The 25,948-nt window shown below is 66.9% G+C and carries 26 protein-coding genes and 1 tRNA gene; 10 read left to right on the forward strand and 17 right to left on the reverse strand.

The genetic code is table 11. The annotated features are described in order from the left end of the window. Nucleotides 1-48 precede the first annotated feature (48 nt). A complete protein-coding gene (locus SPHI_RS06640; protein WP_076744104.1) occupies nucleotides 49-696 on the forward strand; it encodes a YbhB/YbcL family Raf kinase inhibitor-like protein in 648 nt (215 codons plus the stop codon). Nucleotides 697-1,075: 379 nt separating this feature from the next. Here SPHI_RS06640 and SPHI_RS06645 read toward each other — a convergent pair whose 3' ends face one another. Both SPHI_RS06645 and SPHI_RS06650 read right to left on the reverse strand, forming a co-directional pair. Further along, the gene (locus SPHI_RS06645; RefSeq protein WP_076744105.1) at nucleotides 1,076-2,119 is read right to left on the reverse strand and encodes a GGDEF domain-containing protein; all 1,044 of its coding nucleotides are present in this window, start codon (nucleotides 2,117-2,119) and stop codon (nucleotides 1,076-1,078) included. Between the two features lie 92 nt (nucleotides 2,120-2,211). Beyond that, nucleotides 2,212-2,751: a peroxiredoxin gene (locus SPHI_RS06650; RefSeq protein ID WP_076744106.1), complete on the reverse strand. Its 540-nt coding sequence runs from the start codon at nucleotides 2,749-2,751 to the stop codon at nucleotides 2,212-2,214. A gap of 64 nt (nucleotides 2,752-2,815) precedes the next feature. Between SPHI_RS06650 and SPHI_RS06655 the strand changes: the two genes are divergently transcribed. Further along, a complete protein-coding gene (locus SPHI_RS06655; protein ID WP_076744107.1) occupies nucleotides 2,816-3,631 on the forward strand; it encodes an inositol monophosphatase family protein in 816 nt (271 codons plus the stop codon). A 144-nt stretch (nucleotides 3,632-3,775) separates the two neighbouring features. On the opposite strand, the gene SPHI_RS06660 is transcribed toward SPHI_RS06655, so the two are convergent. Next, a complete protein-coding gene (locus tag SPHI_RS06660) occupies nucleotides 3,776-5,032 on the reverse strand; it encodes an aspartate kinase (RefSeq protein ID WP_076744108.1) in 1,257 nt (418 codons plus the stop codon). Between the two features lie 53 nt (nucleotides 5,033-5,085). Here SPHI_RS06660 and ubiG point away from each other — a divergent pair, with 53 nt between their 5' ends. Then, the gene (ubiG, locus tag SPHI_RS06665; protein WP_076744109.1) at nucleotides 5,086-5,847 is read left to right on the forward strand and encodes a bifunctional 2-polyprenyl-6-hydroxyphenol methylase/3-demethylubiquinol 3-O-methyltransferase UbiG; all 762 of its coding nucleotides are present in this window, start codon (nucleotides 5,086-5,088) and stop codon (nucleotides 5,845-5,847) included. Nucleotides 5,848-5,854: 7 nt separating this feature from the next. Here ubiG and SPHI_RS06670 read toward each other — a convergent pair whose 3' ends face one another. Then, a complete protein-coding gene (locus SPHI_RS06670) occupies nucleotides 5,855-6,628 on the reverse strand; it encodes a class II aldolase/adducin family protein (RefSeq protein WP_076744110.1) in 774 nt (257 codons plus the stop codon). A gap of 265 nt (nucleotides 6,629-6,893) precedes the next feature. Continuing rightward, the gene (locus SPHI_RS06675; protein WP_076744111.1) at nucleotides 6,894-7,928 is read right to left on the reverse strand and encodes an alcohol dehydrogenase family protein; all 1,035 of its coding nucleotides are present in this window, start codon (nucleotides 7,926-7,928) and stop codon (nucleotides 6,894-6,896) included. 405 nt (nucleotides 7,929-8,333) lie between these two features. Between SPHI_RS06675 and clpB the strand changes: the two genes are divergently transcribed. After that, nucleotides 8,334-10,913, forward strand: a complete 2,580-nt coding sequence (clpB, locus tag SPHI_RS06680) for an ATP-dependent chaperone ClpB (RefSeq protein ID WP_076744112.1) — start codon at nucleotides 8,334-8,336, stop codon at nucleotides 10,911-10,913. 182 nt (nucleotides 10,914-11,095) lie between these two features. On the opposite strand, the gene SPHI_RS06685 is transcribed toward clpB, so the two are convergent. Next, a complete protein-coding gene (locus SPHI_RS06685) occupies nucleotides 11,096-11,512 on the reverse strand; it encodes a secondary thiamine-phosphate synthase enzyme YjbQ (protein WP_076744113.1) in 417 nt (138 codons plus the stop codon). An 89-nt stretch (nucleotides 11,513-11,601) separates the two neighbouring features. Here SPHI_RS06685 and SPHI_RS06690 point away from each other — a divergent pair, with 89 nt between their 5' ends. Continuing rightward, a complete protein-coding gene (locus tag SPHI_RS06690; protein ID WP_076744180.1) occupies nucleotides 11,602-12,588 on the forward strand; it encodes an NAD(P)H-dependent flavin oxidoreductase in 987 nt (328 codons plus the stop codon). A 114-nt stretch (nucleotides 12,589-12,702) separates the two neighbouring features. On the opposite strand, the gene SPHI_RS06695 is transcribed toward SPHI_RS06690, so the two are convergent. After that, entirely contained in the window at nucleotides 12,703-14,766 is a 2,064-nt protein-coding gene (locus SPHI_RS06695; RefSeq protein ID WP_076744114.1) for a S9 family peptidase, read from the reverse strand. A gap of 165 nt (nucleotides 14,767-14,931) precedes the next feature. Then, nucleotides 14,932-15,792 (reverse strand): enoyl-CoA hydratase-related protein, encoded by an 861-nt coding sequence (locus SPHI_RS06700; protein ID WP_076744115.1) that lies wholly within the window; start codon nucleotides 15,790-15,792, stop codon nucleotides 14,932-14,934. Between the two features lie 135 nt (nucleotides 15,793-15,927). Between SPHI_RS06700 and SPHI_RS06705 the strand changes: the two genes are divergently transcribed. From SPHI_RS06705 to SPHI_RS06715, 3 genes are all read left to right on the forward strand, one after another. Next, entirely contained in the window at nucleotides 15,928-16,599 is a 672-nt protein-coding gene (locus SPHI_RS06705; protein WP_076744116.1) for a glutathione S-transferase family protein, read from the forward strand. Further along, nucleotides 16,599-16,970 (forward strand): tRNA-binding protein, encoded by a 372-nt coding sequence (locus SPHI_RS06710; protein ID WP_076744117.1) that lies wholly within the window; start codon nucleotides 16,599-16,601, stop codon nucleotides 16,968-16,970. The genes SPHI_RS06705 and SPHI_RS06710 overlap by 1 nt, the downstream gene beginning before the upstream one ends. Nucleotides 16,971-17,099: 129 nt before the next feature. Further along, the gene (locus SPHI_RS06715) at nucleotides 17,100-17,675 is read left to right on the forward strand and encodes an opacity protein (protein ID WP_076744118.1); all 576 of its coding nucleotides are present in this window, start codon (nucleotides 17,100-17,102) and stop codon (nucleotides 17,673-17,675) included. A 159-nt stretch (nucleotides 17,676-17,834) separates the two neighbouring features. Here the strand turns inward: SPHI_RS06715 and SPHI_RS06720 are convergent. From SPHI_RS06720 to murI, 8 genes are all read right to left on the reverse strand, one after another. Further along, a tRNA-Phe gene (locus SPHI_RS06720) sits at nucleotides 17,835-17,910 on the reverse strand. 29 nt (nucleotides 17,911-17,939) lie between these two features. Next, nucleotides 17,940-18,110: a DNA gyrase inhibitor YacG gene (locus tag SPHI_RS06725; RefSeq protein WP_076744119.1), complete on the reverse strand. Its 171-nt coding sequence runs from the start codon at nucleotides 18,108-18,110 to the stop codon at nucleotides 17,940-17,942. Next, the gene (locus SPHI_RS06730) at nucleotides 18,107-19,033 is read right to left on the reverse strand and encodes an Rne/Rng family ribonuclease (protein ID WP_076744120.1); all 927 of its coding nucleotides are present in this window, start codon (nucleotides 19,031-19,033) and stop codon (nucleotides 18,107-18,109) included. The genes SPHI_RS06725 and SPHI_RS06730 overlap by 4 nt, the downstream gene beginning before the upstream one ends. Then, on the reverse strand, nucleotides 19,026-19,601 hold the full coding sequence (locus tag SPHI_RS06735; protein ID WP_076744121.1) for a Maf family protein: 576 nt from the start codon (nucleotides 19,599-19,601) through the stop codon (nucleotides 19,026-19,028). Before SPHI_RS06735 ends, SPHI_RS06730 begins: the two co-directional genes overlap by 8 nt. 12 nt (nucleotides 19,602-19,613) lie before the next feature. Further along, nucleotides 19,614-19,859: a translation initiation factor IF-1 gene (infA, locus tag SPHI_RS06740; protein ID WP_026325702.1), complete on the reverse strand. Its 246-nt coding sequence runs from the start codon at nucleotides 19,857-19,859 to the stop codon at nucleotides 19,614-19,616. A gap of 225 nt (nucleotides 19,860-20,084) precedes the next feature. Continuing rightward, nucleotides 20,085-20,954 (reverse strand): 3-hydroxyacyl-CoA dehydrogenase NAD-binding domain-containing protein, encoded by an 870-nt coding sequence (locus SPHI_RS06745; RefSeq protein WP_076744122.1) that lies wholly within the window; start codon nucleotides 20,952-20,954, stop codon nucleotides 20,085-20,087. 149 nt (nucleotides 20,955-21,103) lie between these two features. After that, on the reverse strand, nucleotides 21,104-22,348 hold the full coding sequence (gene hemA, locus SPHI_RS06750) for a 5-aminolevulinate synthase (RefSeq protein ID WP_076744123.1): 1,245 nt from the start codon (nucleotides 22,346-22,348) through the stop codon (nucleotides 21,104-21,106). 84 nt (nucleotides 22,349-22,432) lie between these two features. Next, on the reverse strand, nucleotides 22,433-23,221 hold the full coding sequence (gene murI / locus SPHI_RS06755; RefSeq protein WP_076744124.1) for a glutamate racemase: 789 nt from the start codon (nucleotides 23,219-23,221) through the stop codon (nucleotides 22,433-22,435). A 149-nt stretch (nucleotides 23,222-23,370) separates the two neighbouring features. On the opposite strand from murI, the gene plsY reads away from it, so the two are divergent. Then, nucleotides 23,371-23,955, forward strand: coding sequence for a glycerol-3-phosphate 1-O-acyltransferase PlsY (gene plsY, locus SPHI_RS06760; RefSeq protein ID WP_076744125.1), 585 nt, complete (start codon nucleotides 23,371-23,373; stop codon nucleotides 23,953-23,955). Next, nucleotides 23,948-25,042 (forward strand): DNA-processing protein DprA, encoded by a 1,095-nt coding sequence (dprA, locus tag SPHI_RS06765; RefSeq protein ID WP_076744126.1) that lies wholly within the window; start codon nucleotides 23,948-23,950, stop codon nucleotides 25,040-25,042. Before plsY ends, dprA begins: the two co-directional genes overlap by 8 nt. A 91-nt stretch (nucleotides 25,043-25,133) precedes the next feature. Here dprA and SPHI_RS06770 read toward each other — a convergent pair whose 3' ends face one another. Further along, a complete protein-coding gene (locus tag SPHI_RS06770) occupies nucleotides 25,134-25,829 on the reverse strand; it encodes a Crp/Fnr family transcriptional regulator (RefSeq protein WP_233130754.1) in 696 nt (231 codons plus the stop codon). Nucleotides 25,830-25,948 lie beyond the last annotated feature (119 nt).

Genomic DNA, 25,948 nt, shown 5'->3' on the forward strand with positions numbered 1-25,948 from the left:
CGCGGATGCCCGGTCGTGCGTTGGCATTGTGACGCAAAAGGAGGCGACATGCTGGAACACATCCCCGCCTGGCTCGGCGCGAGCCTGGGTAACGTTCGTGCCGGGGCAAGCAAGCTGGCAATCGTGCAACCCGAATTGGGCGGCCGCTTCGGCGCGATCGATTTGTCGAGCCCGGCGTTCGCGCAGGACGCGCGCCTGCCGTCGCGGTTCACCGCCGATGGCGATGGCGTGTCGCCGCCGCTCGTCTGGGGCGCGCTGCCGCCGGAAACGGCGATGCTGGCGCTTTTGGTCGAGGATGCCGATGCGCCGGCGATCCAGCCGTTGGTTCATGCGATCGTATGGGGCGTTCCCGCCGATGCCGGCCGGCTTGCCGAAGGCGCGATCGTCGCGGACGGCCCGGGTGAAGCGGCGCACGGCGATGTTGGGCGCAATTCCTCGTTCAGCGAGGGCTGGCTGCCGCCCGATCCGCCGACCGGGCATGGCGAGCATCGCTATGTCTTTCAATTGTTCGCGCTGGATGCGGGTGTCGAGGATCCCGGCCAGTCACCCGGCCGATCGGCGCTGGTGCGCGCCATGGCCGGTCATGTTCTTGCAGCGGGTCTGCTCATCGGCACCTATTCGCGCGGTGAGGAAGCGGGCGTCGCCCCGTCGCGATCGGCCGCTCAGCCAACGCCGCTTGCCGCCGCATCGACATAAGCAAGCAAACCGCAGGTGGTGGCAAAGGCGGTAACGGCCAGAAAAGCGGAGCGGATCATGAAAGCAGAGCGGAGCATCATCGTATCTCCCTGAAAGGGCCGCGTTCCGGTCAGGCGACCGGAACGACGGGAACGGCGGCACCGATCATCAGTGCGGCGAAGACGAACGCGCCGGCCAGGCTGGCGGCTTGAAGCTGAAGCTGGGCGAAACGATTGGTCATCTTGGGTCTCCTGGGCATTGGCGCCAGCCGATCCGGCGCCGATGCCAACCCCATTGCAGATGCCATGCCAAACTTTCGCAGGACGAAGTTTCAGTAACTTAGCGCGAAGCTGTTCGCGCGCTGGCGCGATTCCCCAAGCCCACGTGGCAATTCACGCCATCAAGCGGCGAACAGCACCCGATTACGTCCCGCCGCCTTGGCGCGGTACAAGGCAGCATCCGCACGGGCATAGAGGGCTTCGCGTGCGTCGGTCGCATGGCCGCCTGCGATGCCGGCCGAAATCGTCACCTCGCCGATCGGCATATCAGTTTCCCTTGAGCGGAACCTCTTCCCCGCCACGGCGCTGCGTGCGCGCTCGATCACCGTCCGCGCCGCCGTCACCCCGATATCGGTCATCAGAAAGGCAAATTCTTCGCCACCGTACCGCGCAACCAGCGCGCCTGCTTCGGCACCCTCGCTGGCCAGCGTCTGCCCGACGGCACGCAGGACGCGATCGCCAACCGCATGGCCGAACTCGTCGTTCACCCGCTTGAAGTGGTCGATATCGCACAATGCGATCACCACGGGCGTGTTCGGCGGCACGGCTGCAAAGGCTTCGTCAAAGGCGCGACGATTGGCAAGGTCGGTCAGCGGGTCGCGCCGCGCTGTGCCACGGGCCTCCTCCAGCGCTTCGCGCAACGCATTGGTTTCGCTTTCCGCCGCTGCCAGGCGCCGCTCGGCATCGTGAACTCGTTCGATCATGATGCCGGTCAGATGCGTAATGTGATCGAGCGCGGCAGCCGGGTCGGCCTGCCGCATCGCCGCCGCGCTCGCCGCGAGATCGCGTCCAAAGCCGCTGGTCTCGGCGTGGATCGAGCGAACGGTCGCTGCGAAGCTGGACATCTGCTGCTCGGTGCGGGCCACCACCATGGCCGCATCCTTGGCGGGATCGGGGGAATGATGGTCCGGGTCGGGCAGCGTGATCGGCCGGCCGGGCACCGCAACGCCGCCCAGCTCGACGATATCCTGTTGCATCAGCCGCACCCCGCCATCGGTGAGCCGCGCGACGGCTTGGGCGAGCGGCCCGTTCGGATCGCTCAATACCTGATGGGCGAAGGAATAATGCGCCGGATCGGGGCTCAGCCGATGCTCGGTGAGAAAGGCGCCAATCGCCTTGAAGAGGCTGATCGCCTCCTGCTCGGCAATCTTGACCGTTCCGCCCACAACCGCTCCGTTAGCTCATGCAGCGCCGCCGATCGGCACCGCGCTTATCCGGAGCTTTGGATTAGACGAGAACCGCTAATTTTAGGTTGCCGTCACGACCTCGCCAGCCGGCGAACCGCTTCCAGCGTGAGCGCAACGTGGCGTTCGGCCGACATGTCATCATGGACGAACGCAATTCGCCCCGAACGATCAATAACATAGCTGGTGCGCCGCGTGGCGTCGCGGCCCTTCACCTGCCGGCCCAGCGCCACGTCATAACCGGCCACCACGCGCGGCCCTGCGCTGGCCACCGCGAACTTGCCGGCACATTCTGCGGCTGAAAATTTCGTGAGGTCCGCCACCGAATCGGCCGACATGCCGATCACCGTCGCGCCCGCGGCGCGGAAGTTGGCGACATTCTCGGCAAAGGCACGTGCCTCGGCATTGCAGCCGGCGGTGAAGGCTGCCGGGAAGAAATAGAGCACCACCGGCCCCTTCTTCAGCTGCTGCGCAAGATTGACGGTCACCACCTTGCCGGCCACCGCACCGCGTGTGGTGAAGTCGGGGGCCTTGGCGCCGACCGCGAGCACGGCATGCGCCGGCGCGGCGAGCATAAGCGAAGCCGTGGCGATTGCTGCGAGGACTCGGCGCATGAAGGCACTCCCTGAAGATGCCGCCATCCTAGCGCGTTCCCTTTGGGAGCGGTAGGGCAGGGGCATGCCGATACGCCAATCCGATCTCGATCTCGCTCACCGCCTTGCCGATGCCGCCGGCGAGGCGATCCGTCCTTTTTATCGTGGGGAGCTTGGCGCCGAGATAAAGGCCGATCATTCGCCAGTGACGCTCGCCGATCGTGCGGCAGAGGCGGCGATGAGGCGCATTCTTGATGCCGAGGCGCCCGGCGATGCAGTTCATGGCGAGGAATATGGCGCCAAGGACGGCGTCACCGGCCGCCGCTGGGTGCTGGATCCGATCGACGGCACCCGCAGCTTCACCGTCGGCCGTCCGATCTTCGGCACGCTGATCGCGTTGGTCGAAGATGGCTGGCCGGTGCTGGGCGTGATCGACCAGCCGGTAGCGCGCGAACGCTGGATCGGCGCCGCTGGCCGGCCCACCCTGTTCAACGGCGCCCCCGCACGCACCCGCGCCTGCCGCGAGGTGGAAGGCGCGATCCTCGCCACAACCAGCCCGCACGCGTTCAACGATGACGAGGTGCCCCATTTCCTGGCGCTGGTCGCCGCCGTGTCGGGCGGCCACCCGCGGCAGGGGCCGGTCTATGGTGGCGACTGCTACAATTACGGGCTGCTCGCGAGCGGCCATCTCGACCTCGTGTGCGAGGCGGGGCTGGCGCTGCACGATTTCGCCGCGCTAGCGCCGATCGTGGAGGGCGCTGGCGGGCGGATGTGCGATTGGAACGGCGATCCGCTGACCGAAGCGAGCACCGGCCAGGTTCTGGCGATCGGCGATCCGGCGCGCATGGACGAGGTGCTCGAAGCGCTCCACGCCAACCCGCACGACCATCACGAGCATTAAGCGCTGGCGTGCCTCGCTGTCCTACACTGGCTGCTTCATGGCAGGGGAGCGGGTCAGCGAAGGAGCGGGATGCGAATGTTGAGACAAGGCTGCCAGCGCCTCAACTTCCTCAACATTCGCGCCAACGCAACGAGGCGCGTGCCCTTACGCCGCCTCGTCCGCGTCCAGCCCATAGGCCGTGTGCAGCACGCGCACTGCGAGCTCGGTCTCATCCTCGTGGATCAGCACGCTGACCTTGATCTCGCTGGTGGAGATCGCCTGAATGTTGATGCCGCGCGCGCCCAGGGTCGAGAACATCGTGCTGGCCACGCCCGCATGGCTGCGCATGCCCACACCGACGACGCTGATCTTCGCCACCCGGGTGTCATGCACCAGCTCGGCGAAGCCGATCGCCTCGCGTCCCTGGTTCAGCGTCTCGATCGACCGCGCCAGATCGGACGAGGGGACCGTGAACGTCACGTCGGTCGAGCGCGACCCATGCGCGATATTCTGGATGATCATGTCGACGTTGATGTTCGCCGCCGCCAGCGGCTCGAAGATCGCGGAGACCGAGCCGGGCTTGTCGGGCACCGCGGTCAGCGTGATCTTTGCCTCGTTCTTGTCATGCGCGATCCCGGTGATCAGCTGGCGTTCCACGTCTTCAACCTCCTCTTCGCCGACGATCATCGTGCCGGGCAATGTATCCGCCATCGGTGCATCCTCGCCGGTGAACGACGACAGCACCTGCACGCGGACATTTTCCTTCATTGCAAGCCCCACCGATCGCGTCTGCAGCACCTTGGCGCCGACGCTGGCGAGCTCGAGCATTTCCTCATACGTCACCTTGGCGAGCTTGCGCGCGCGCGGGACGATGCGGGGATCGGTCGTATAGACCCCGTCGACATCGGTGTAGATGTCGCAGCGATCCGCCTTGATCGCCGCGGCCACCGCGACCGCCGACGTATCCGATCCGCCACGGCCCAGCGTCGTGACGCGATTGTCGTGCACGCCCTGGAAACCGGGGATCACCGCAACTTCCCCCGCACCCATGCTGGCGAGCAGCGCGTCGGTGCCGACGGTGCCGATCCGCGCCTTGGCGAACGCATCCGACGTGTCGATCGGCAACTGCCAACCCATCCACGACCGCGCGGGCACGCCTTGCGCCTGGAGCGCGATCGCCAGCAGGCCGCTAGTGATCTGCTCGCCGGCAGAAACGACAACGTCATATTCCTTGGGATCGTAAAGGGCGCTCGCCTCGCGGCAGAAGTTGACCAGCCGATCGGTCTCGCCCGCCATCGCCGACACGACCACCGCGACTTGGTTGCCCGCCGCCACTTCGCGTTTGACCCGCGCCGCAACCGAGCGAATTCGCTCGATCCCCGCCATCGAGGTGCCGCCGAACTTCATGACGATGCGGGCCACGCGAAAACTTTCCGATGCTTGGGGAAAACAGGCGCGCCTGATAGGAGCCGGTTATGGCCGACGCAACCGTAACAAACGATATCGATCATGCCGGTGCGGCGCACGAAAGTATCGTCGCGCGCGAGGCGGCGCATTTCGGGGCGATGGCAAGCGAGTGGTGGGATCCGCGCGGATCCTCGGCGATGCTGCACCGGCTCAATCCCGTACGCCTGCGCTATATCCGCGAGCAGGCCGACCGGCATTTCGATCTCGACCCTGCCAGCTTCACGCCGCTGGCCGGCAAGACAGCGCTGGACGTCGGCTGCGGCGCAGGGCTGCTGGCGGAGCCGTTGAAGCGGCTGGGCGCGGCGCTCACCGCAATCGACGCCGCAGCGGAGAATATCGCGGTGGCGCGCGAGCATGCGCAGGCCGCCGGCCTTGCCATAGACTATCGTGCCGGCGGCGTGGAGGCGGTCGCGGGTGAGCGGTTCGATCTGGTCACTTGCCTGGAGGTGATCGAGCATGTCGCCGACCCGGCGGCGTTCGTTATAGGCCTCGCCGGTGCGCTGGCGGACGGTGGCCTGCTGATCATGTCCACCCCCAACCGCACGCCGGTCTCGCGGCTGGCGATGATCACTTTGGCCGAAGGGACCGGTCGTATTCCGCGGGGGACGCACGATTGGGACCGCTTCATCACGCCGGAGGAACTGGGCGAGATGCTGGCGGCGGCCGGCCTCAAGGCGATCGACACGCGGGGGATCGCCTTTTCGCCGACGAGCGGGTTCAGCCTGTCGGACTCGCTGACGCTCAACTATCTCGTCACCGCCACGCGCTGACCCGCCGTCAGTTGCGGAAGCTCGGATCGATCCGGTCGAGCTTGCGCAGCAGCGCCGGCCACGCCAGCTTCTCGGCCAGCTTGCCCATGCCGGTCGGCGCGCTTTGCCCGGCAACCTTCTCCTCAACGCCCTGCGGTGGGTTGTTGAGGTTCTCACGACCGGCGGAGAGCATCAGCACCTGCGCTTCGCACGCACGCTCGAGGAAATAGAGGCGGAGGAAGCAGGAGGCGACGCTGTCGCCCACCGCCAGCGTGCCGTGGTTGCGCAGGATCATGGCGTGCTTGTCGCCGATGTCGGCGACCAGCCGCTCGCGCTCGTCGAGGTCCGTCGCGATGCCTTCATAGTCGTGATAGGCGACATTGTGCTGCGCGATCATCGCCGTCTGGGTGTGCGGCAGCAGGCCGAATTCCATCGCCGACACCGCCTGGCCGTGCGGCGTGTGGAGATGCATCACCGCAGCGGCATCCTCGCGCGCCATGTGGATCGCCGAGTGGATGGTGAAGCCGGCGGGGTTCACGGGATGGTCGGTATGGCCGACCGGATTGCCCTCGACATCGATCTTGACCAGCGAGGAGGCGGTGATCTCCTCAAACATCATGTCGTAAGGGTTGATGAGGAAGTGATGCTCGGGGCCGGGCACGCGCGCGGACAGATGGGTGAAGATCAGATCGTCCCAGCCGTACAGCGCCACTAGCCGGTACGCCGCCGCCAGATCGACCCGCGCCTCCCACTCGCCGGGGGCATATTGATCGGGGCGATCCACCTTCGCCAGCGTGGCCATGATTCAGCTCCTCTCATGTTTTGATTTGCAACGGATCATAACCGCTTGGGGAAGCGCGGGCAATCGGCGCCGCGGCCGTGCGGATCGGTGCAGCGGCGGACGATTGCAAAAAACGAATGTTGAGGAAGTTGAGACACTGGCGCGTTTTTCTCCAACAGCCTCAACATTGGCGAGCGGCAAGCGGCGATCCGGCGGATGTGAGCATGACACAGGCATCGCCGGCGAGTAGATCACAATGCGCCGGCGTAGGACAGCGCAGGCCGGGTCAATCGGGTGTCATCACGACCTTCAGCGCCTCGCGCCGGTCGAGGATGGCATAGGCCTCGGCGCCCTGCGACAGCGGCAGGCGGTGCGAGATATAGCTTTCCGGCTTGAGCTGCCCCTTCTGCACCATCGGGATCAATTCCTGCCACCAGTGCGGGACCGAGCAGGTGCCGGTGCGGAAGGTCAGCCCGCTGGCGAAGGCGCGCTCCATCGGGAAGGGGAAGCGGCGCGTCTGGTTGACGCCGAGGCAGGAGACGGTGCCCCATTTGCCGACCAGCCGCAGCGCGAGATCGATCGTCGCGTCGGCGCCGACCGCCTCGATCACGCTGCTGCACTTCCGGCCCTTTGTGTCCTCGTTGATCGTCTCGACCGCGACATTGGGATCGATGCCGATCGCGCCCAGCCCCTCGGCAATTGCGCGGCGTTCGGGCACCAGATCGATCGCATAAACGCGCCCCGCGCCCATCGCGAAGGCGCCCTCCACCGCCATCAGCCCGATCGGGCCGAGCCCGACCACCGCGACGCTCGCGCCCGGCCTGATGTCGGCATTGCGCACCGCCATCCAGCTGGTCGGCAGTGCATCGGTTAGCATCAGCGCCTGTTCGTAGGACAGGCCGTCGGGGATGCGGCGGGCGTTGACGTCACCGGCGGGCACGCGCACCGCCTCGGCCTGGCTGCCCTGAAGCGCGGCGGAAAGGCCGTAGCAGCCCGAGCCGTTGTTCTCGCATTCGTGCACCCGGCCCATCAGGCAGCCGGGGCAGGCGCCGCAGCCGACTGCGGCGGAGATCATCACGCGGTCGCCGGTTCTGAGCGTGCGCACAGCCTTGCCGGTTTCGACCACTTCGCCGACCGCCTCGTGGCCGACGCAGAAGCCTTTGTCCTCGGAGAAGCCGTGGCCGTGATAGATGTGGAGGTCGCTGCCGCAGATCGCGCAATGCTTCACCTGGACGAGGACGTCGCGATCGTCCTGAAGCGTGGCGTCGTCGGTCGACCCGTATTGAATGTCGCGTTCGCCGAAATAGCGCAGTGCCTTCATGGCCCTCTCCTTCTTGTTTTGAGCGGATGCTAGCGGGCTGTTTCCTCGCCGTCACCCCGGGCCTGACCTCGGCGAGGGGGCGCTGCTTTGGCGACGGTGGAGGAGAAGCGGGACCCCGGATCAAGTCCGGGGTGACGGGGGATACCGTCATGCCGGGCCCTTCGGCGTAGCTCACGACAGGCTTGTTCCGGCATCCAAGGGGCCGCTCGCCCCAGGCTTGAGAGTTTGCGGCACGGTGGACCCCGGCACAGGGCCGGGGTGACAGAAGGGAGATTGAGGCTCACCGGCGAGGATCAGAAGCGGCCACTGGACGCCCGCCCGCTCCGTCGCCATCTTTCTCGTACTGACACCCTTGTGTTGCATAACAGCAACACCATCTGATGCTCGAAGGAAACAGGGACACCTATGAACCTCGAGAAATTCACCGACCGCGCCAAGGGCTTCCTCCAGTCGGCGCAGACCGTTGCGATCCGCATGAGCCATCAGCAGATCGCGCCCGAGCATCTGTTGAAGGCGCTGCTGGAGGACGAGCAGGGCATGGCCGCCGGCCTCATCCAGGCCGCAGGTGGCGATGCGCGTCGTGCTGTCAGCGAAACCGATACGGCACTCGCCCGCATTCCCGCCGTCAGCGGCTCGGGCGCACAGTCCACGCCGGGCCTCAACAACGACGCCGTCCGCGTGCTCGATCAGGCCGAGCAGATCGCGCAAAAGGCGGGCGACAGTTACGTCACCGTCGAGCGGCTGCTGGTCGCGCTGTCGCTGTCGCTCAATACGCCCGCCGGCAAGGCGCTCGCCGCCGCCGGCGTGAACCCGGAGGCGCTCAACAGCGCGATCAACGACCTGCGCGGCGGGCGCACCGCGGACACCGCCTCCGCCGAGGATCGCTATGACGCGCTGAAGAAGTTCGCGCGCGACCTCACCCAGGCGGCGAAGGACGGCAAGCTCGATCCGGTGATCGGGCGCGACGAGGAGATCCGCCGCACCATCCAGGTGCTCGCGCGGCGAACCAAGAACAATCCGGTGCTGATCGGCGAGCCGGGCGTCGGCAAGACCGCGATCGCCGAGGGGCTGGCGCTGCGCATCGCCAATGGCGACGTGCCCGACGGCCTCAAGAACAAGACGCTGATGGCGCTCGACATGGGCGCGCTGATCGCGGGCGCGAAATATCGCGGCGAGTTCGAGGAGCGGCTGAAGGGCGTCATTGACGAGGTGAAGGCCGCCGAGGGCGACATCATCCTGTTCATTGACGAGATGCACCAGCTGATCGGCGCCGGCAAATCCGAAGGCGCGATGGATGCAGGCAATTTGCTCAAGCCCGCGCTGGCGCGCGGCGAGCTGCATTGCGTCGGTGCGACCACGCTAGACGAGTATCGGAAGTATGTCGAAAAGGATCCGGCGCTCCAGCGGCGCTTCCAGCCCGTCTTTGTCGGCGAACCGACGGTCGAGGACACGATCTCGATCCTGCGCGGGCTGAAGGAGAAGTATGAGCTTCACCATGGCGTGCGCATCACCGACGGCGCGCTGGTTTCCGCCGCGACCTTGTCGAACCGCTACATCACCGATCGCTTCCTGCCCGACAAGGCGATCGACCTGATGGACGAGGCCGCCAGCCGCATCCGCATGGAGGTGGAGAGCAAGCCCGAGGAGATCGAGACGCTCGACCGTCGCATCCTGCGCCTGAAGATCGAGCGTGAGGGCCTGCGCCGCGAGTCGGATGAAGCCTCGCAGGACCGGCTGGAGAAGATCGAGGGCGAGCTCGCCAATCTCGAACAGCAGTCTGCCGAACTGACGCAGCGCTGGCAGGCCGAGAAGGACAAGCTCGCCGGCGAGGCAAAGCTCAAGGAGCAGCTCGACGCCGCGCGGCTTGAGCTGGAGCAGGCGCAGCGCCAGGGCGATCTCGCCAAGGCCGGCGAGCTTTCCTACGGCCGCATCCCGGCGCTCGAAAAGCAACTGGCTGAGGCGCAGGGTGCCACGGCCAACGCGATGCTGCGCGAGGAAGTGACGCCCGAGGACATTGCCGCCGTCGTCGCGCGCTGGACCGGGGTGCCGGTCGAGCGGATGATGGAGGGCGAGCGTGACAAACTGCTCAAGATGGAAGAGGTGATCGGCAAGCGCGTGATCGGCCAGGCCGATGCGGTGCGCGCCGTCTCGACTGCCGTGCGGCGTGCGCGCGCCGGCCTACAAGATCCGAACCGGCCGCTCGGCTCGTTCCTGTTTCTGGGGCCGACGGGGGTCGGCAAGACCGAGTTGACCAAGGCGCTGGCCGAATTCCTGTTCGACGATCCCAATGCAATGGTGCGGATCGACATGAGCGAGTTCATGGAGAAGCACGCGGTCGCGCGGCTGATCGGTGCGCCGCCGGGCTATGTCGGATACGAGGAAGGCGGCGTGCTGACCGAGGCGGTGCGGCGGCGGCCGTATCAGGTGGTGCTGTTCGACGAGGTGGAGAAGGCGCATGGCGACGTGTTCAACGTGCTGCTCCAGGTGCTGGACGATGGGCGGCTGACGGACGGGCAGGGGCGCACGGTCGACTTCTCGAACACGATCATCATCCTGACCTCGAACCTCGGATCGCAGTTCCTCGCCAACATGGCTGATGATGCGGCGGTGGAAAGTGTCGAGCCGCAGGTGATGGAAGTGGTGCGGGCGCATTTCCGGCCCGAGTTCCTCAACCGGCTGGACGAGATCATCCTGTTCCACCGTCTGGGGCAGGCGCACATGGGGCCGATCGTCGACATTCAGGTGGCGCGGGTGGGCAAGCTGCTCGCCGATCGCAAGGTGACGCTCGATCTCACCGATGCGGCGCGGGCCTGGCTGGGGCGGGTCGGCTACGATCCGGTGTACGGCGCGCGGCCGTTGAAGCGCGCGGTGCAGCGGTATCTGCAGGATCCGCTCGCCGACCTGATCCTGCGCGGCGCGGTGAAGGACGGGGCGACGGTGGACGTCGACGAGGGCGACGGGAAGCTGGCGCTGTCGGTTCGCTAAGCGCGCCGCGGGCGAGGGGGCGTTTGCATAACCTCCCTTCGTCATGCCGGGCTTGTCCCGGCATCCAGGGTGCCGCGAACCTCACGCGATTGGATTCGCGGTACCCTGGACCCCGGCACAAGGCCGTGGTGACGAAGCTTTGATCGCACCATCACGATGTTCCCGTAGCTTGGGCGGGTCGCCTAGTCGCCGATCAGATGGAGGGCGATCTCGCGGCGGTGGGCGGCGCGGCGGTGTTCGAACAAATAGATGCCTTGCCAGGTGCCGAGCACCGGCCGGCCGCTCGCGACGGGGATCGACAGGCTGGTGGCGGTCAGCGCCGATCGCAGATGCGCGGGCATGTCGTCGGGGCCTTCGTCGTCATGCTCGTACTCGCGCGACTCGGGGGCCAGCCGCGCGACATAGCGCTCCAGATCGCGGCGGGCGGCGGGGGCGGCGTTTTCCTGGATCAGCAGCGAGGCGGAGGTGTGGCGGATGAACAATGTCAGCAAGCCTTCGGTGATGCCCGTTTGAGCCACCCAGCCGACGATCTGATCGGTGCATTCGTGCAGCCCCTGACCCGGCGTCGGGATGGTGATGTTGCCTGAACGTTGCTGCATGTTTGTCTCCGCGCCCGCGCCGGTGTAGCGGCGCGGGCATGACCGATACCATGATCGACCGTTCAGGTTCCGCCCGCCTCGTCCGCCGCATGGAACGCGGCGCCGCCTTTCTCGGCAGCGAAGTGGCGATCATGGCCGGGGCGATGAGCTGGGTCAGCGAGCGCAACCTCGTTGCCGCCATGTCCAACGCCGGCGGCTTTGGCGTGATCGCGTGCGGGGCGATGACGGTGGATCTGCTCGATGCGGAGATCGCGGCCACCAAGGCGCTGACGGACAAGCCGTTCGGCGTGAACCTGATCACCATGCATCCCGATCTCATGGCGCTGATCGACGTGTGCGCGAAGCACGGCGTCGGCCATGTCGTGCTCGCCGGCGGATTGCCGCCCAAGGGTTCGCTCGAGGCGATCAAGGCGGGCGGTGCCAAGGTGATCTGCTTCGCGCCGACGCTGGCACTCGCCAAGAAGCTGATCCGCTCGGGCGTCGATGCGCTGGTGATCGAGGGGATGGAGGCCGGCGGGCATATCGGCCCGGTATCGACCAGCGTGCTGGCGCAGGAGATGCTGCCGGAGATCGCCGACATGGTGCCGGTGTTCGTCGCCGGTGGGATCGGGCGCGGCGAGGCGATCGCGGGTTATCTCGACATGGGCGCGGCGGGGGTGCAGCTCGGCACGCGCTTCGTGTGCGCCACCGAGTCGATCGCGCATCCCAAGTTCAAGCAGGCGTTCATTCGCGCGTCGGCGCGCGACGCGGTGGCGAGCGTGCAGATCGACCCGCGGCTGCCGGTGATCCCGGTGCGTGCGCTGAAGAACGCGGGCGGCGAATTGTTCACCGCCAAGCAGCGCGAAGTGGCGCAGTCGCTGGACGAGGGCGGCGTGGCGATGGCCGAGGCACAGCTGGCGATCGAACATTATTGGGCCGGCGCGCTGCGCCGCGCGGTGATCGACGGCGATGTCGAGCATGGCAGCGTGATGGCCGGCCAGTCGGTGGGGATGGTGAGCAAGGAAGAACCGCTGGCGGACATCATCGCGGCGCTGATGGCGCAGGCGGCGCAGGCGCTGGAGCAGCGCGCGGCTTGAGCGCTGTATAATTCTCGTTCGTCATCCCGGACTTGATCCGGGGTCCCGCTTCTTCTTCCGGCTGAGGCGCAAGGCAGCGGGACCCCGGGGTCAAGCCCGGGGTGACGAGAGGCGTCAGTTCGCCGCGGGGGCCGCTGCGCCGCGGTAGCGGTCGAACCAGGCGAGGATCGCGCTGGCCTTGGCCGCCGATTGCGAGGGACGGCTGGTGAAGCCGCCGTGGCTGGCGCCGGGCAGCTTGACCAAAGCGGTGGGGACGCCGGCGATCTGGAGCGCGGCGTAATATTGCTCGCTCTCGCTCACCGGCGTGCGGTAATCCTGGCTGCCGACGACCACCAAAGTGGGCGTCTTGACGTTGCCGACGAGGCTCAGCGGCGAGCGGTTCCAATAGCCCATGGGATCCTCCCACGGCAGCTTCGAGAACCAGTAGCGCGACGTGAACAGCGTGTTGTCCATGGTCAGCGATTCGCTGATCCAGTTGATCACCGGCTTCTGCGTCGCCGCCGCCTTGAAGCGGTTGGTCTTGCCGACGATCCACGCGGTGAGCACGCCACCGCCTGAGCCGCCGGTCACGAAAAGATTGTTCGGGTCCGCCACGCCTTCCGCAATGGTCGCGTCCACAGCTGCCATGAGGTCGTCATAGTCCTGGCTGGGGTAGTTCTTGTCGATGAGGTTGGCGAATTCAGCGCCATAGGAGGTCGAGCCGCGCGGGTTGGTCCACAGCACCGCATAACCGCCAGCGGCGTAGAGCTGCACATCGGTGGCGAAGCTGGGGCCATAGGCGGAGTGGGGGCCACCGTGAATCTCGAGGATCAGCGGCACGCGGGTGCCCGGCTGCCAGCCCGGCGGCGTCGCGAGCCAGGCGTCGATTGGGCGACCGTCAGGCGCGGTGACCGCGACCTTGCGCACCGGCGCGAGCGCCTTGGAGGCGGTGAGCACTTGGTTGAGCTGCGTGAGGCGGCGCGCCTTGCCGCCGCTCGTCACCCACACGTCGGCTGGCGCGGAGGCATCGCCGCCGGTGTAGGCGATCGTGCCGCCGCGCGAGACCGAGAAGTCACCGCCGGTATATGGGCGATCGAGCCCGCCGCCGGCGAGATTGTCGGCGACGATCGTCTGGCGACCGTCCATGCCGATGCGGGCGATCTTGCGCTGCCCCTTGTCGTCATAGCTGGCGTAAAGCGTGCGGCCGTCGGCGGCCCATTGCGCGTCTTCGATCGAACGGTCGAGCGAGGCAGTGAGCGAGCGTGGGGCCGCCGCGTCGCGGTTCCCGACGTAAAGCTCGGCATTGGTATAGGCGCGGCGCCTGTCGTCGAAGCCGATCCAGGCGACCTTGCTGCCGTCCGCCGAGAAGCGCGCGCCGCCATCCGGGCCGTCGCGGCTGGTGAGCGTGCGCATCGTGCCGGTGGCGGCGTCGGCCGCGATCACTTCGGAATTCATCACCTGCCGCTCGGCATCGGGGCCGCGGATGGCGGAGAAGAGGATGGTGCGGCCGTCGGCGCTCCACGACAGCGGGCCGCCGTCGTCGAAATTGCCGAAGGTCAGCTGCTGCGAGGCGCCGCCGTCCGCCGCGACGACGAAGAGGTGGTCGTAACCCGGCTTGCGATAGCCGGGGCCGTCGTTGCGATAGGTGATGCGGTCGATCACCTCGAGCGGCTCGGCCCATTTCGCGCCCTCGGGCTTGGCGGGTGCCTTGCCGAGCTTGGTCGGCTCGCCCGCGATCGTCGCGATGTAGGCGAGGCGCGTGCCATCGGGGGACCAGGCGAGGCTGTTGGGATCGCCGGGCAGGCTCGTTACGCGTGCGCTGGCGCCAGTGGAGATCCAGCGGACGAACAACTGCGTGCGATCCCCGTCCGCGGCGACATAGGCGATGCGGGTGCCATCGGGGGACCAGCGCGGGCTGGAGCCGCTGGTGGCGAAGGGCGATTGTTTGCCGCTGGCGACGTCGATCAGCCAGAGCGAGGACTGCATCCGATCGCTCATGATGTCGCCGGTGCGGCGGACATAGACGATGGTGCGGCCGTCTGGGCTGATCTGCGGATCGGCGGCGATCGACAGGCCGAAGAGGTCTGCGCCGGTGAAGCTGCGCGTCGGGCCGTCTGCGGGCGCGGCATTAGGCCGTTGCTGCGCGGTGGCGGGGATGGCGAGGGTGGCGCAGGTGAGAAGGAAAGCGAGACGGCGCATTGGGTACTCCGGCGTGGTCGCCTGTTGAAGCGCGATCGGCTGTAGCGCGCAAGGGATGGGGTTTTGATCCTTCGTCACGCCGGGGTCCCGCTGCCTTGCACCGTCGGCGGAGAAGAAGCGGGGCCCCGGGTCAAGCCCGGGGTGACGGAGTTCAGGGAGAGATGGTCAGCCGATCGCGGCGTTGGCGCCCCACCAGGGGTAGCCGGGCGGCATGTCCTCGGGGATCTTGCCGGGGAAGGCGGGCGCGCGCTTTTCGAGGAAGGCGGCGACGCCTTCGCGTACGTCGGGGCCGGACCCCAAGGTCATGGCGAAGCCGCCGTCGACCTTGAGCGCGGCGGCGGGGGAGGCTTCTCCGGCGAAGCGCCACAGCATCTGGCGGGTGAGCGCGATCGAAACGGGCGCGGTATTCTCCGCAATCTCGCGTGCGATTTCCTGCGCGCGGGCGATCAAGTCGTCGGAAGCAACGACTTCACTGACCAAGCCGCCTTGCAGCGCCTCGGCAGCGTCGAACAATTTGCCCGACAGGCACCATCGCAGCGCTTGTGGAAGGCCGACGAGCTGGGGGAGGAACCAGGCGCTGCCCGCCTCCGGCACCAGGCCCCGGCGCGCGAATACGAAGCCGAAGCGCGCGCTGTCGGCGGCGATGCGGATGTCGCAGGGAAGGGTGAGCGTGGCGCCGACGCCGACCGCGGCGCCGTTGATCGCGGCGATGATTGGCTTGGGGCTGTCGAACAGCGCGCCGACGAAGCCGCCGCCATCCTGGCGCGGCTTGCCTTCCGCGGCGAAATTAGGGCCGGCGCCGCTGAAGCTGTCCGCGCCGCCGGAAATGTCCGCGCCGGCGCAGAAGCCGCGGCCCTCCCCGGTGAGAATGATCGCGCGGACCTTTTCCTCCGCGCCGGCCTTGCGCACCGCTTCGGCGAGCTCGGCGCCCATCACCGCGGTATAGGCGTTCAGCTTGTCCGGACGGGCGAGCATGATCGTCGCGATCGGCCCGTCGATCGTGTAGCGGATCTGTTCAAAGGTCATCGGCCTCTCCTTGAGTGCGGATCATGCGTCCGCTTTTGCGAGTCGCATAACCCGGCACGGCCGTCCGCGCCATGCGGTGGCGCAATATCGCCGAAGCGGCTTCCGCCAAACGCCTGCGCAGCCTAACGAGGGGGCATGTGGCAGCTCTACAATTTCCCCCTGTGTCCCTTCACCCGCAAGGTCCGCATCCTGCTGGGCGAGAAGGACGTCGGCTATGAGCTGGTGCGTGAAATGCCATGGGCGCGACGCGACGAGTTCCTTGACCTGAATCCTGCCGGGCAGACGCCGGTTATGGTGGATGGCGAGCGCGGCACGGTGCTGATCGATTCGATGGCGATCTGCGAATATTTCGAGGAGACGGTGGATCGCGCGGCGATGATCAACGGATCGGCGGCGAATCGCGCCGAGATCCGCCGGCTGGTCACCTGGTTCGACGCGCAATTCTATCGCGACGTCAGCCAGCCGCTGATCGAGGAGCGGATGGTGAAGCGGCTGGTGCTGCGCCAGTCGCCCAATGCCGCGCGGCTGCGCGAGGCGATGAAGTCCGCGATCGGGCATCTCGACTATATCGACTTCCTGCTCGATCACCGGAAGTGGATGGCCGGCGCGACGATCAGCCTCGCCGATCTGGCGGCGGCGGCGCATATCTCTGTGGCGGATTATCTCGGTGGGATCGATTGGTCCGGGCATACCCATGCCAAGGCGTGGTATTCGGCGTTCAAGAGCCGCCGCAGCTTTCGCCCGCTGCTGGCCGAGCGGATGAGCGGGATCGAGCCGCCTGACTATTACGAGAACCCGGATTTCTGATGCACGCCAATCATGATGCCGCGGCACCGGCCGCAGAGACGATTTCGTTCGACGATTTCCTGAAGGTCGACATCCGGGTTGGGACGATCGTGTCGGCCGACCCGTTCCCCGAGGCGCGCAAGCCCGCGCTGAAGCTGGTGATCGATTTCGGGCCGGCGATCGGGCGAAAGAAATCCTCCGCGCAGATCACCGAGAATCACGCTGCCGAGGAACTGGTCGGCAAGCAAGTGATGGCGGTGGTCAACTTCCCCCCACGGCAGATCGGGCCGGTGATGAGCGAGGTGCTGACGCTGGGGTTTCCGGATGTCGCGGGGAAGGTGGTGCTTGCCGAGCCGATGATGGCGGTGCCGGACGGCGGGCGATTGTTCTAGCAGCGAGTGACTGTTGCTGCGTTGCAACATAAACGAAATACCTGGCCCAGGCGGCAACAAGCCGGATCGTCAGCGGTTGGGACGGTTGAGCCGCTTCCCACAGGGGCGGCCCGGTAAAAAGGTATTTCAATGAAGAAGTTGCTTTTGGCGGCCGTTGCCGCCGCGTTCGTGATCCCTGCCGCTGCTTCGGCACAGGAAACCACCACCGACGGCTCGCGCGCCTTTGGGATCGATCCCTATGTCGGCGTAATGGGCGGCTATGAAGGTTTCGAGAGCAATCCGGGGGGCGGCATCCCCGCATCCGTCCCCGGTGATCGCCTGAAGGGCGGCCTGGTGGAAGGCGTGGCCGGCGTAAACGTTCCGCTGGGCGGCTTCTTCGTCGGCGTGGAGGGCAATGCAGCCAAGGGCTTCACCGGCGACATCGATTGGCAGTATGGCGTTCATGGCCGCGTCGGCGCACGCGCGGGCGAGACCGGCCTAGTGTACGTCAAGGCTGGGTATATGTGGACGAACTTCGACCGCTATGGCCCGGACAGCCGTGACTTTGGTGATATCTCCTATGGCATCGGCGGCGAGTTCGGTCCTTCCGCGATTGGCCTCGATGGTCTGATCAAGAAGGAAGGCATTCGGTTCCGCGCCGAGATCGCCACGCAGGGCGAGTTCGAATCGGTGCGGCCGATGGTGGGTGTCATCGGGCACTTCTGATCGACGGATGATTCTGGCTGAAAAGGGGGCTCCGACCTATGTCGGGGCCCCTTTTTCGTTCATGCTCGTGATTGGGCCGGCACGGCGCGCCATCAAGCTCGCACCAGAATAACTGGCGAAATGACCCTGTCTACCGGCCTTATTCTGATCGATATGAAATGGTGCCCGGGGACGGAGTCGAACCGCCGACACTGCGATTTTCAGTCGCATGCTCTACCAACTGAGCTACCCGGGCGCACCGGCGAACGCCGGAGAACGGCTCCCCTAGTCGCGTGGATCGGGGTTGTCCAGCCCATCCGGATCAATCGCGCTGCCCGGCAGGCGATATCCGTCGCCGAGCCATTGCAACAGGTCGCGATCCTTGCAGCCGCGCGAGCAAAAGGGGGCATGCGCGGGGGCTGTCGGGTGGGCGCAAAGCGGGCAAGTGCTGGTCATGCGTCGAATATGGGGGTGCGGCCGGTGCGGCGCACGATCTCTTCCAGCCAGTCGCGTCGGCCGGTGATCCGGGCGGTAACCGCCGGCGGCAGGCGATAGCGGCTAGGCGTGCTGGGCGGCGCCCGCTCGATCATGCGCAATACCGCCCGGGCGGCGGCCCCGACCGGGTCCGCCCGCAGCAGCTCAGGAAGCGAGACGTGGAGGCGCGGCCGGACAATCTGGAGAAATCCGAAGCCGTTCACCGCGGTGCGCTCGAACGGCTGCGGCAAGTGCGCGTCGATCTCGGCAGCGATCGCGTGCCGCGCCTCGCGGCCGTTGAGTGTCGGGAAATCCACGCCGATCGAGCCGCCGATGTCGTGCCGGACGATCGCAAGTGCCACTGCCTGCGCGGCGCGGATCGCCAGTGGCTCAAGCGGCGGGTCGCCATCGACGTCGAACAGAGTCATCGCCGGGGTGGGGCAAAGCCGCAGCATGCCGCCCGGGAAGGCGATGTCGCCGCCGGTCGCTTCCTCCAGCACTTCGGACCAGCCTGCCGCCTCCAGTGCATCGGGTTCGTGGGCGCCCAGCTGGCGGATCGGCGCGCCGTCCAGCGTTTCGAGCAAGCTGGGGGCGGAGCGCGGGGCAGCATCGGTCACGCGGCCGCGTGCCGGCTTGGTGCGGCCGGGCTCGGGAATTGCGCTGCGGGTGATTTCGACCCGGATCGCGGCGCCAAGCGGCGTCGCGGCGGGCACGCGATCGAGCGTCACGTCCGTGCCGTATTCCAGCCGTGCGAGCTGGCGCTCGATCAGGCGCGCCGGGGCGACGAGCCCCGGCCGCGGCCCCGCTCCATGGATGACGATGCGGGCGCGGCGGATCTGCCCGTCATCGTCGAGCAGGGCAGCGCGATCCTCGCCAATCCCCGCTTCGTAGAGCCACTCAGCCAAGCATCACACCAGACGCGCTGAGCAGTGCACGCGTTTCGAACAGCGGCAGCCCGACGACGCCCGAATAGGAGCCGGCGATACGCCGCACGAACCCTTCCGCACGGCCCTGGATGGCATAGCCCCCCGCTTTACCCATGCCCTCGCCGCTGGCGACATAGGTTGCGATCTCGGCCGCGGTCAGCGGCTTGAAGGCGACGACCGTATCCGACAGGCGAGTGCGCATCTTGCCGTCGATGCCGACCACGACAACCGCGGAGAGGCAGTGATGGCGGCGCCCTGACAGCAGTTCCAGCATGCGCAAGAGATCGGCCTCGTCGGCAGGCTTCCCGAGGATGCGCCGGCCCACTGCAATGCTGGTATCTGCGGCGAGCACCACCGCGCTGGGCCGGCGGGGCACGGCAACGGCCTTGGCGGTCGCGACCCGCAGCACATAGTCGCGCGGGCGCTCTGCCTTCAGCGGCGTTTCATCGACATCAGGCGCGACGACGCGCGCAGGCGTGACGCCGATCTGCGCAAGCAGCGCGAGCCGGCGCGGCGAAGCGGAGGCGAGAATCAGCTCGGCGGGCATTTGCCCACCTGCTTATTGCGGGCCGGGGCCGCCGCGGCCGGGCATGAAGCGGTAGGTGATTCGACCCTTGGTCAGGTCATACGGCGTCAATTCCACGAGTACCTCGTCGCCGACCAGCACGCGGATGCGGTTCTTGCGCATCTTGCCGGCGGTATGGCCGAGGATTTCGTGATCATTCTCGAGCCGGACGCGAAACATCGCGTTGGGCAGAAGCTCGACCACCTGGCCGCGCATTTCGAGGAGTTCTTCTTTCGCCAAATACTTGTCTTTCTGCGGATGAGAGCGCGCGCGCCCTTAGCCGAAGCGGCGCCACAAGGAAAGGAGCGGCGCAAGAAGGACGGGCGATTAGGATCGAGATGTGGCCGAAGTGACGACAATTCAAGCGCTGGCTGATCCGCCCGTGCCAAGGAAAGGTCGAGGACCGCCCGCGCCCGTGACGTTTGCGGCTGGTGCCTCGACGTTGCTCGGCACGAAGGGGAAGCCTCAGCGCGTTGGAACCGGCGTCTCGCCCGAATAATCGTAGAAGCCGCGCTTCACCTTGCGGCCGTACCAGCCGGCTTCAACATATTTCACCAACAGCGGGGCCGGCCGGAACTTGGGATCGCCCGTAGTCTCGAACAGCACGCGGGTGATTTCGAGGCAGGTGTCGAGGCCGATGAAGTCGGCGAGCGTCAGCGGGCCCATCGGGTGGTTGAGGCCGAGCTGGCAGGCGAGGTCGATGTCGCGGATTGTCGCCACCCCTTCCCCGAGCGCGAAGCAGGCCTCGTTGAGCATCGGCATCAGGATTCGGTTGACGATGAAGCCGGGCGCGTCATTGGCGCGCACCACCTGCTTGCCGAGTGCCGTTGCGAAGGTCTCCACCGTCTTCACCGTTTCGTCGGCGGTTGCGAGGCCGCGAATCACCTCGATCAGGCCCATCACGGGCACGGGGTTGAAGAAGTGGACGCCGATGAAGCGCGCCGGATCGGGTGAGGCTTGCGCCAGCCGTGTGATCGGGATCGACGAGGTGTTGGAGGCGAGCACCGCCTGGTGGCCGAGCACGGTGCCGACGCGTTCGAAGATGGTGCGCTTTACTTCCTCGCGCTCGGTCGCGGCTTCGATGACGAGGCCGCACGACGACATGCCCTCGGCGCCGTCGATCGGCTCGATGCGTTCGAGCGCCTGGTCGCGCGCCTGCGCCTCAAGCTTGCCCTTCTCGACGGCGCGGGCGAGCTGCTTCGCGATGCCAGCCTTGCCGGCTTCGGCGCGGGCCTTGTCGACGTCCGAAAGGAGCACGCGATAACCGGCCTGGGCGGAAACCTGCGCGATGCCCGCGCCCATCTGGCCCGCTCCGATGACGCCGACTGTGTGCATGTTTTACCCTTCGATCGTGCAGGAGCGACTCACTCACCCCGTTCGTGCTGAGCTTGTCGAAGCACGTGGCAAGTAGCGCTTCGCCCGGAACACGCCCTTCGACAAGCTCGGGGCGAACGAGGGAGGGCATGCCCCTCCCACAATAAGCATCAAGCCGCCTTGCGCAGCTCCAGCCTGTCCCAGATCTCGGCCAGTGCCTCGGTCAGCTCCTGCATCATCGCTTCGCTGTGCGCGGGGCCTGGGGTGAAGCGCAGCCGCTCGGTGCCGCGCGGTACGGTGGGGTAATTGATCGGCTGGACGTAGATGCCGTATTCGGCGAGCAGCACGTCGCTGATTTTCTTCGCCTTGACGGGATCGCCGACCATCAGCGGCACGATATGCGTGTCACCGATCATTACCGGCAACCCGGCTTCCGTCATCATCGCTTTGAGCCGCGCGGCGGCGGCCTGCTGCCCCTCGCGCTCGGCGGAGGACGACTTGAGGTGGCGCACGCTCGCCAGCACGCCGGCGACCAGCACCGGCGATAGCGAGGTCGTGAAGATGAACCCCGGCGCGTAGGAGCGGATCACGTCGATGATGGTCGTGTCGGCGGCGATATAGCCACCCATCACGCCGAATGCCTTGCCCAGCGTCCCCTCGATGATCGTCAGGCGGTGCGCGACATCATCACGCTCCGAAATGCCGCCGCCGCGCGGGCCGTACATGCCGACCGCGTGAACCTCATCAAGGTAGGTGAGCGCGTTATACTTGTCGGCAAGGTCGCAGATCGACGCGATCGGGGCGACGTCGCCTTCCATCGAATAGACGCTCTCGAAGGCGATCAGCTTGGGCGTGGCCGGATCGTCGGCCGCCAGCAGTTCCTCAAGGTGCGCCAGGTCGTTGTGGCGGAACACACGCTTCTCGCAGCCGGCATTGCGGATGCCGGCGATCATCGAAGCGTGGTTCAACTCGTCCGAATAGATGATGCAGCCCGGCAGCACCTTGGCGAGCGTGGCGAGCGTCGCCTCGTTGGAGACATAGCCGCTGGTGAACAGCAAGGCCCCTTCCTTGCCGTGCAGATCGGCGAGCTCGCCTTCCAGATCGACATGGTAATGGGTGTTGCCGCCGATGTTGCGGGTGCCGCCAGAGCCCGCGCCTACATCGTGCAGCGCTTCTTCCATCGCTGCGATCACCTTGGGATGCTGGCCCATGGCCAGGTAATCGTTCGAGCACCACACCGTGATCGGCTTCGGCCCGTTGTGCCCCGCGAAGCAGCGCGCGCTGGGGTAATGCCCCTTGTTGCGCAGGATATCGATGAAGACGCGATAGCGGCCCTCGGCGTGCAGGCGGTCGATCGCCTGCGAGAAGGCGCGCGAATAATCAACGGGCTTCCCGGCAAGAGTGTCGATGGACATGGGCGTGTCGCTTACCCCTGTGTCAGTGGCAACGCCAGCGGATTCCGGCCGTTTCGGCGATTCTGCGCCGGGATTTGACCTTCGTCAGAGTCGGTCGAGCGAGGTGAAGCCGTGCGCCGCGAAGGCGTGTTCGAGGCTCGGATCTACCGGCGCAGTGAACACGGCGAGGTCGGATTGGTCGCGTGTGAAAGCTTGGCCTTGCGTCAGATGGGTGATGCGGCGGGCGATACCGGGGCCGCCATCGACAAAGGTGACGGGCTGCGCAATCGCGGCAGCGAGTTCGTCGGCGAGCAGCGGGAAGTGCGTGCAGGCGAGCACGACCGTATCGATCGCATGTCCCCCTTCGGCCTCCAGCATCGGCGCGATCGCCGAATGCACGGCCGCGATCGGGATGGTCTGGCCGCGCAGCTTTGCCTCGGCCAGCGTCACCAGATCGGCCGAGCCGTGGCGAATCACCCGGCAATCGCTGGCGAAGTGCGCGGCGAGATCATCGACATAGGCCTGGCGCACAGTGGCGGCGGTGCCGAGCACGGCGATCGTGCGTGTCACGCTGCCCTCCGCGGCGGGCTTGATCGCAGGTACGGTGCCGACGATCGGTATGGCGAGCGCCGCGCGAACAAAAGGGAGCGCGATCGTCGACGCGGTGTTGCAGGCAATCACGATCAGTCGTGGCTGATATCGTTCCGCGAGACGGCCGAGCAGCGCAGGGACTCGGGCGGCAATCTCCGCCTCGCCCTTGGTGCCATAAGGGAAGCCGGCCGAATCGGCGGCATAAACGAAGCGCGCCTGCGGCAGCGCAGTGCGGGCCGGCGCAACAATGGAAAGGCCGCCGACACCGGAATCGAAAAACAAGATGGGACGGGAATCGCTCATGGCGGCGCACTACGGAATGGCCACCGGCGAGGGAAGCGGAGGAGGGGGACTTCGCGTCGACCCTGATCGAGGTCAGTGGTCAGGGCGCTTTCGTTCGGTTATCGTCACGATCAACGGAGGGATAGCACCTGCCAACCGAGATCGTCTGGATGCCGCCGCTTGCCGCGTTGCTGATCGGCTATCTGCTGGGCTCGATCCCGTTCGGGGTGATCCTGACGCGGGTGGCGGGCGCCGGCGACCTGCGCCAGATCGGATCGGGCAATATCGGCGCCACCAACGTGCTGCGCACCGGGCGCAAGGGGCTGGCGGCGGCGACGCTGCTGCTAGATCTGCTCAAGGGCTGGGCGGCGGTGGTGATCGCCACCGCCTTGCTGCCGGATAATGAACAGCTTGCCGCGGCTGGTGCGTTTATCGGCCATTGCTACCCGCTGTGGCTGCGCTTCAAGGGCGGCAAGGGCGTGGCGACGCTGATGGGCATCGTGCTGGCGCTGCATTCGCCATTGGGGATGGTCTATGCATTGGTGTGGCTGGGGCTACTTGCCACGCTGCGCATCTCCTCGGTGGCGGGGATGGCGGCGGCGGCGAGCGCACCTGTGGGCGCGGCGGTGCTTGGGCGGTTCGATCTGGTACCGTTGCTGATGGCGCTGGCGCTGATCGTGGTGTGGAAGCATCGCGAGAATATCGGCCGGCTGCTCGACGGCGAGGAGCCGCAAGTCGGCGCCAAGCGTGGCTGATGCCGATCCGCCGGGCGACACGTTCGACCGGCTGCGGCTGATCCGGACCCAGGGTGTCGGCCCGGTTACCTATCGCCAGTTGCTGCGCCGTTTTGGCACCGCACGCGCGGCGCTGGACGCCTTGCCCGACCTCGCCCGGCGTGGCGGTGGGCGCACGACGGTGGCGGCTGATCCCAAGGCGATCGCGCGCGAGATCGAAGCGGTAGCGCGGCTTGGCGCGCGGCATCTGTTTCTCGGCGAGCCAACTTATCCTGCGCTGTTGACCGAGATAGACGACGCGCCTGCTGCCTTGACAGTGCGAGGCACGTTTCCGGCGAGCGATCGTCCAGTGGTGGCGATCGTCGGCGCGCGCAACGCGTCGGCGGCGGCGTGCCGCTTCGCACGCGGGCTGGCGCATGATCTGGCTGCAGAAGGTGCCACGGTGGTTTCGGGGCTCGCGCGTGGGATCGATACCGCTGCCCACATGGGAGCGGGGCCGGCAACGGTGGCAGTCATCGCGGGCGGGATCGACGTCGTCTACCCGCCCGAGAATGCCGAATTGCAGGAACGGATTGCAAGCGACGCATTGCTGGTGGCGGAGATGCCGCCCGGCACCGAGCCACGCGCGCGTCACTTCCCTTATCGGAACCGCATCATCGCCGGGCTGGCGCAAGGGACGATCGTGGTCGAGGCGGCGCCCAAGTCAGGATCGTTGATCACCGCGCGGCTGGCGGGGGAGATGGGGCGAGAAGTGATGGCAGTGCCCGGCAGCCCGCTTGATCCGCGCGCGCAGGGGTGTAATTCGCTGATCCGCGATGGCGCGACCTTGATCCAAAACGCCTCGGACGTGCTGGAGCAGATCCGCCCGCTTGATGCGCGGCTGGTGCGTTCGCCTGTCTGTCGCTTTGAGGCGCAGCCACCCGCCGATGCTGACGATGCGGCACGGCGCCGGGTCACCGACCTGCTCGGGCCGGTGCCAGTCGCGGTGGACGAGGTGATCCGCCAGGCAGACGTGCCCGCAGCGGTGGTGCAGATGGTGCTGCTCGAGCTTGAACTGGCCGGTCGGTTGGAGCGCCACGCCGGGGGGCGGGTGAGCCTGCGAAGCTAGGCATGGTGCTCGCTAGAATGCGCGAGCTTGCCCGAACCGTTCGTGTCGAGCCAACGCAACGTTGCTCGACGCCATCGGAGCCAGCGTCACGTTAGCCCGCGGTGGGTGCTGGTAGCCATGACAGGTCGAGCCCCGAGAGGCGATCGACGTGGTTCGCCGCGCGGGCCAGCCGGGCCTCGTCGAGAAAGGTGACCCGGCCCGATTCACGTGCGATCAGCCGTTCCTCCTCCAGCTGGCGAAGCATTCGGTTGACGTGGACGGCGGTGAGACCAGTGGCGTCGCCGATCTCTTCTTGCGTCAGGCCGGGAACGAAGCTGTCGCCCAGCGCGGGATCGAGCCGTCGCAGCCGGTTGCGGACTTCCAGCAGGACTGAGGCAACGCGCGCCTTGGCCGAGGTGCGGCCAAGCCCGGCCAGCCGATCGGTCAGCGCCACCCGCTCCATCTGGTCGAGCGCGACCACCGCCGCGAACAGACGCGGTTGATCCGCCGCGATCCGCGCGAGCAATGGGCGCTCGAACGCGCACACCACGCTGTCGGACAAAGCGGCAACACTCTCGGGCGCACGCGGGTAGGCAATGGCGGACAGCGCAATCATATCGCCGGGGAAGAGGAAGCGCAGGATCTGGCGGCTGCCGTCATCGAGAATGACGAAGCTCATCATCATGCCGCGCTTCAGGATGAACAATTCGGTCGCCGCGTCATTCTCGCGCACTAGTGCTGCGCCGCGCCGGAGCGTACGCTCGCGCTCCTCCAGCCGGTGGAGCGCTGCCGTTTCAGCTGGACTCAATGAAAGATACTCGCCGAGACGTTCGGCGAAACAGCTACTTGGCACGCGTTGGTGGCCCCCGGGTTACCTTTCGACCGCTAGTCGTCGAGAGGGCGGGGCCGCATTAAAGTCGATCAACA

Origin of the sequence: Sphingomonas jeddahensis (assembly GCF_001981525.1) — a bacterium.
Lineage (GTDB): Bacteria > Pseudomonadota > Alphaproteobacteria > Sphingomonadales > Sphingomonadaceae > Sphingomonas > Sphingomonas jeddahensis.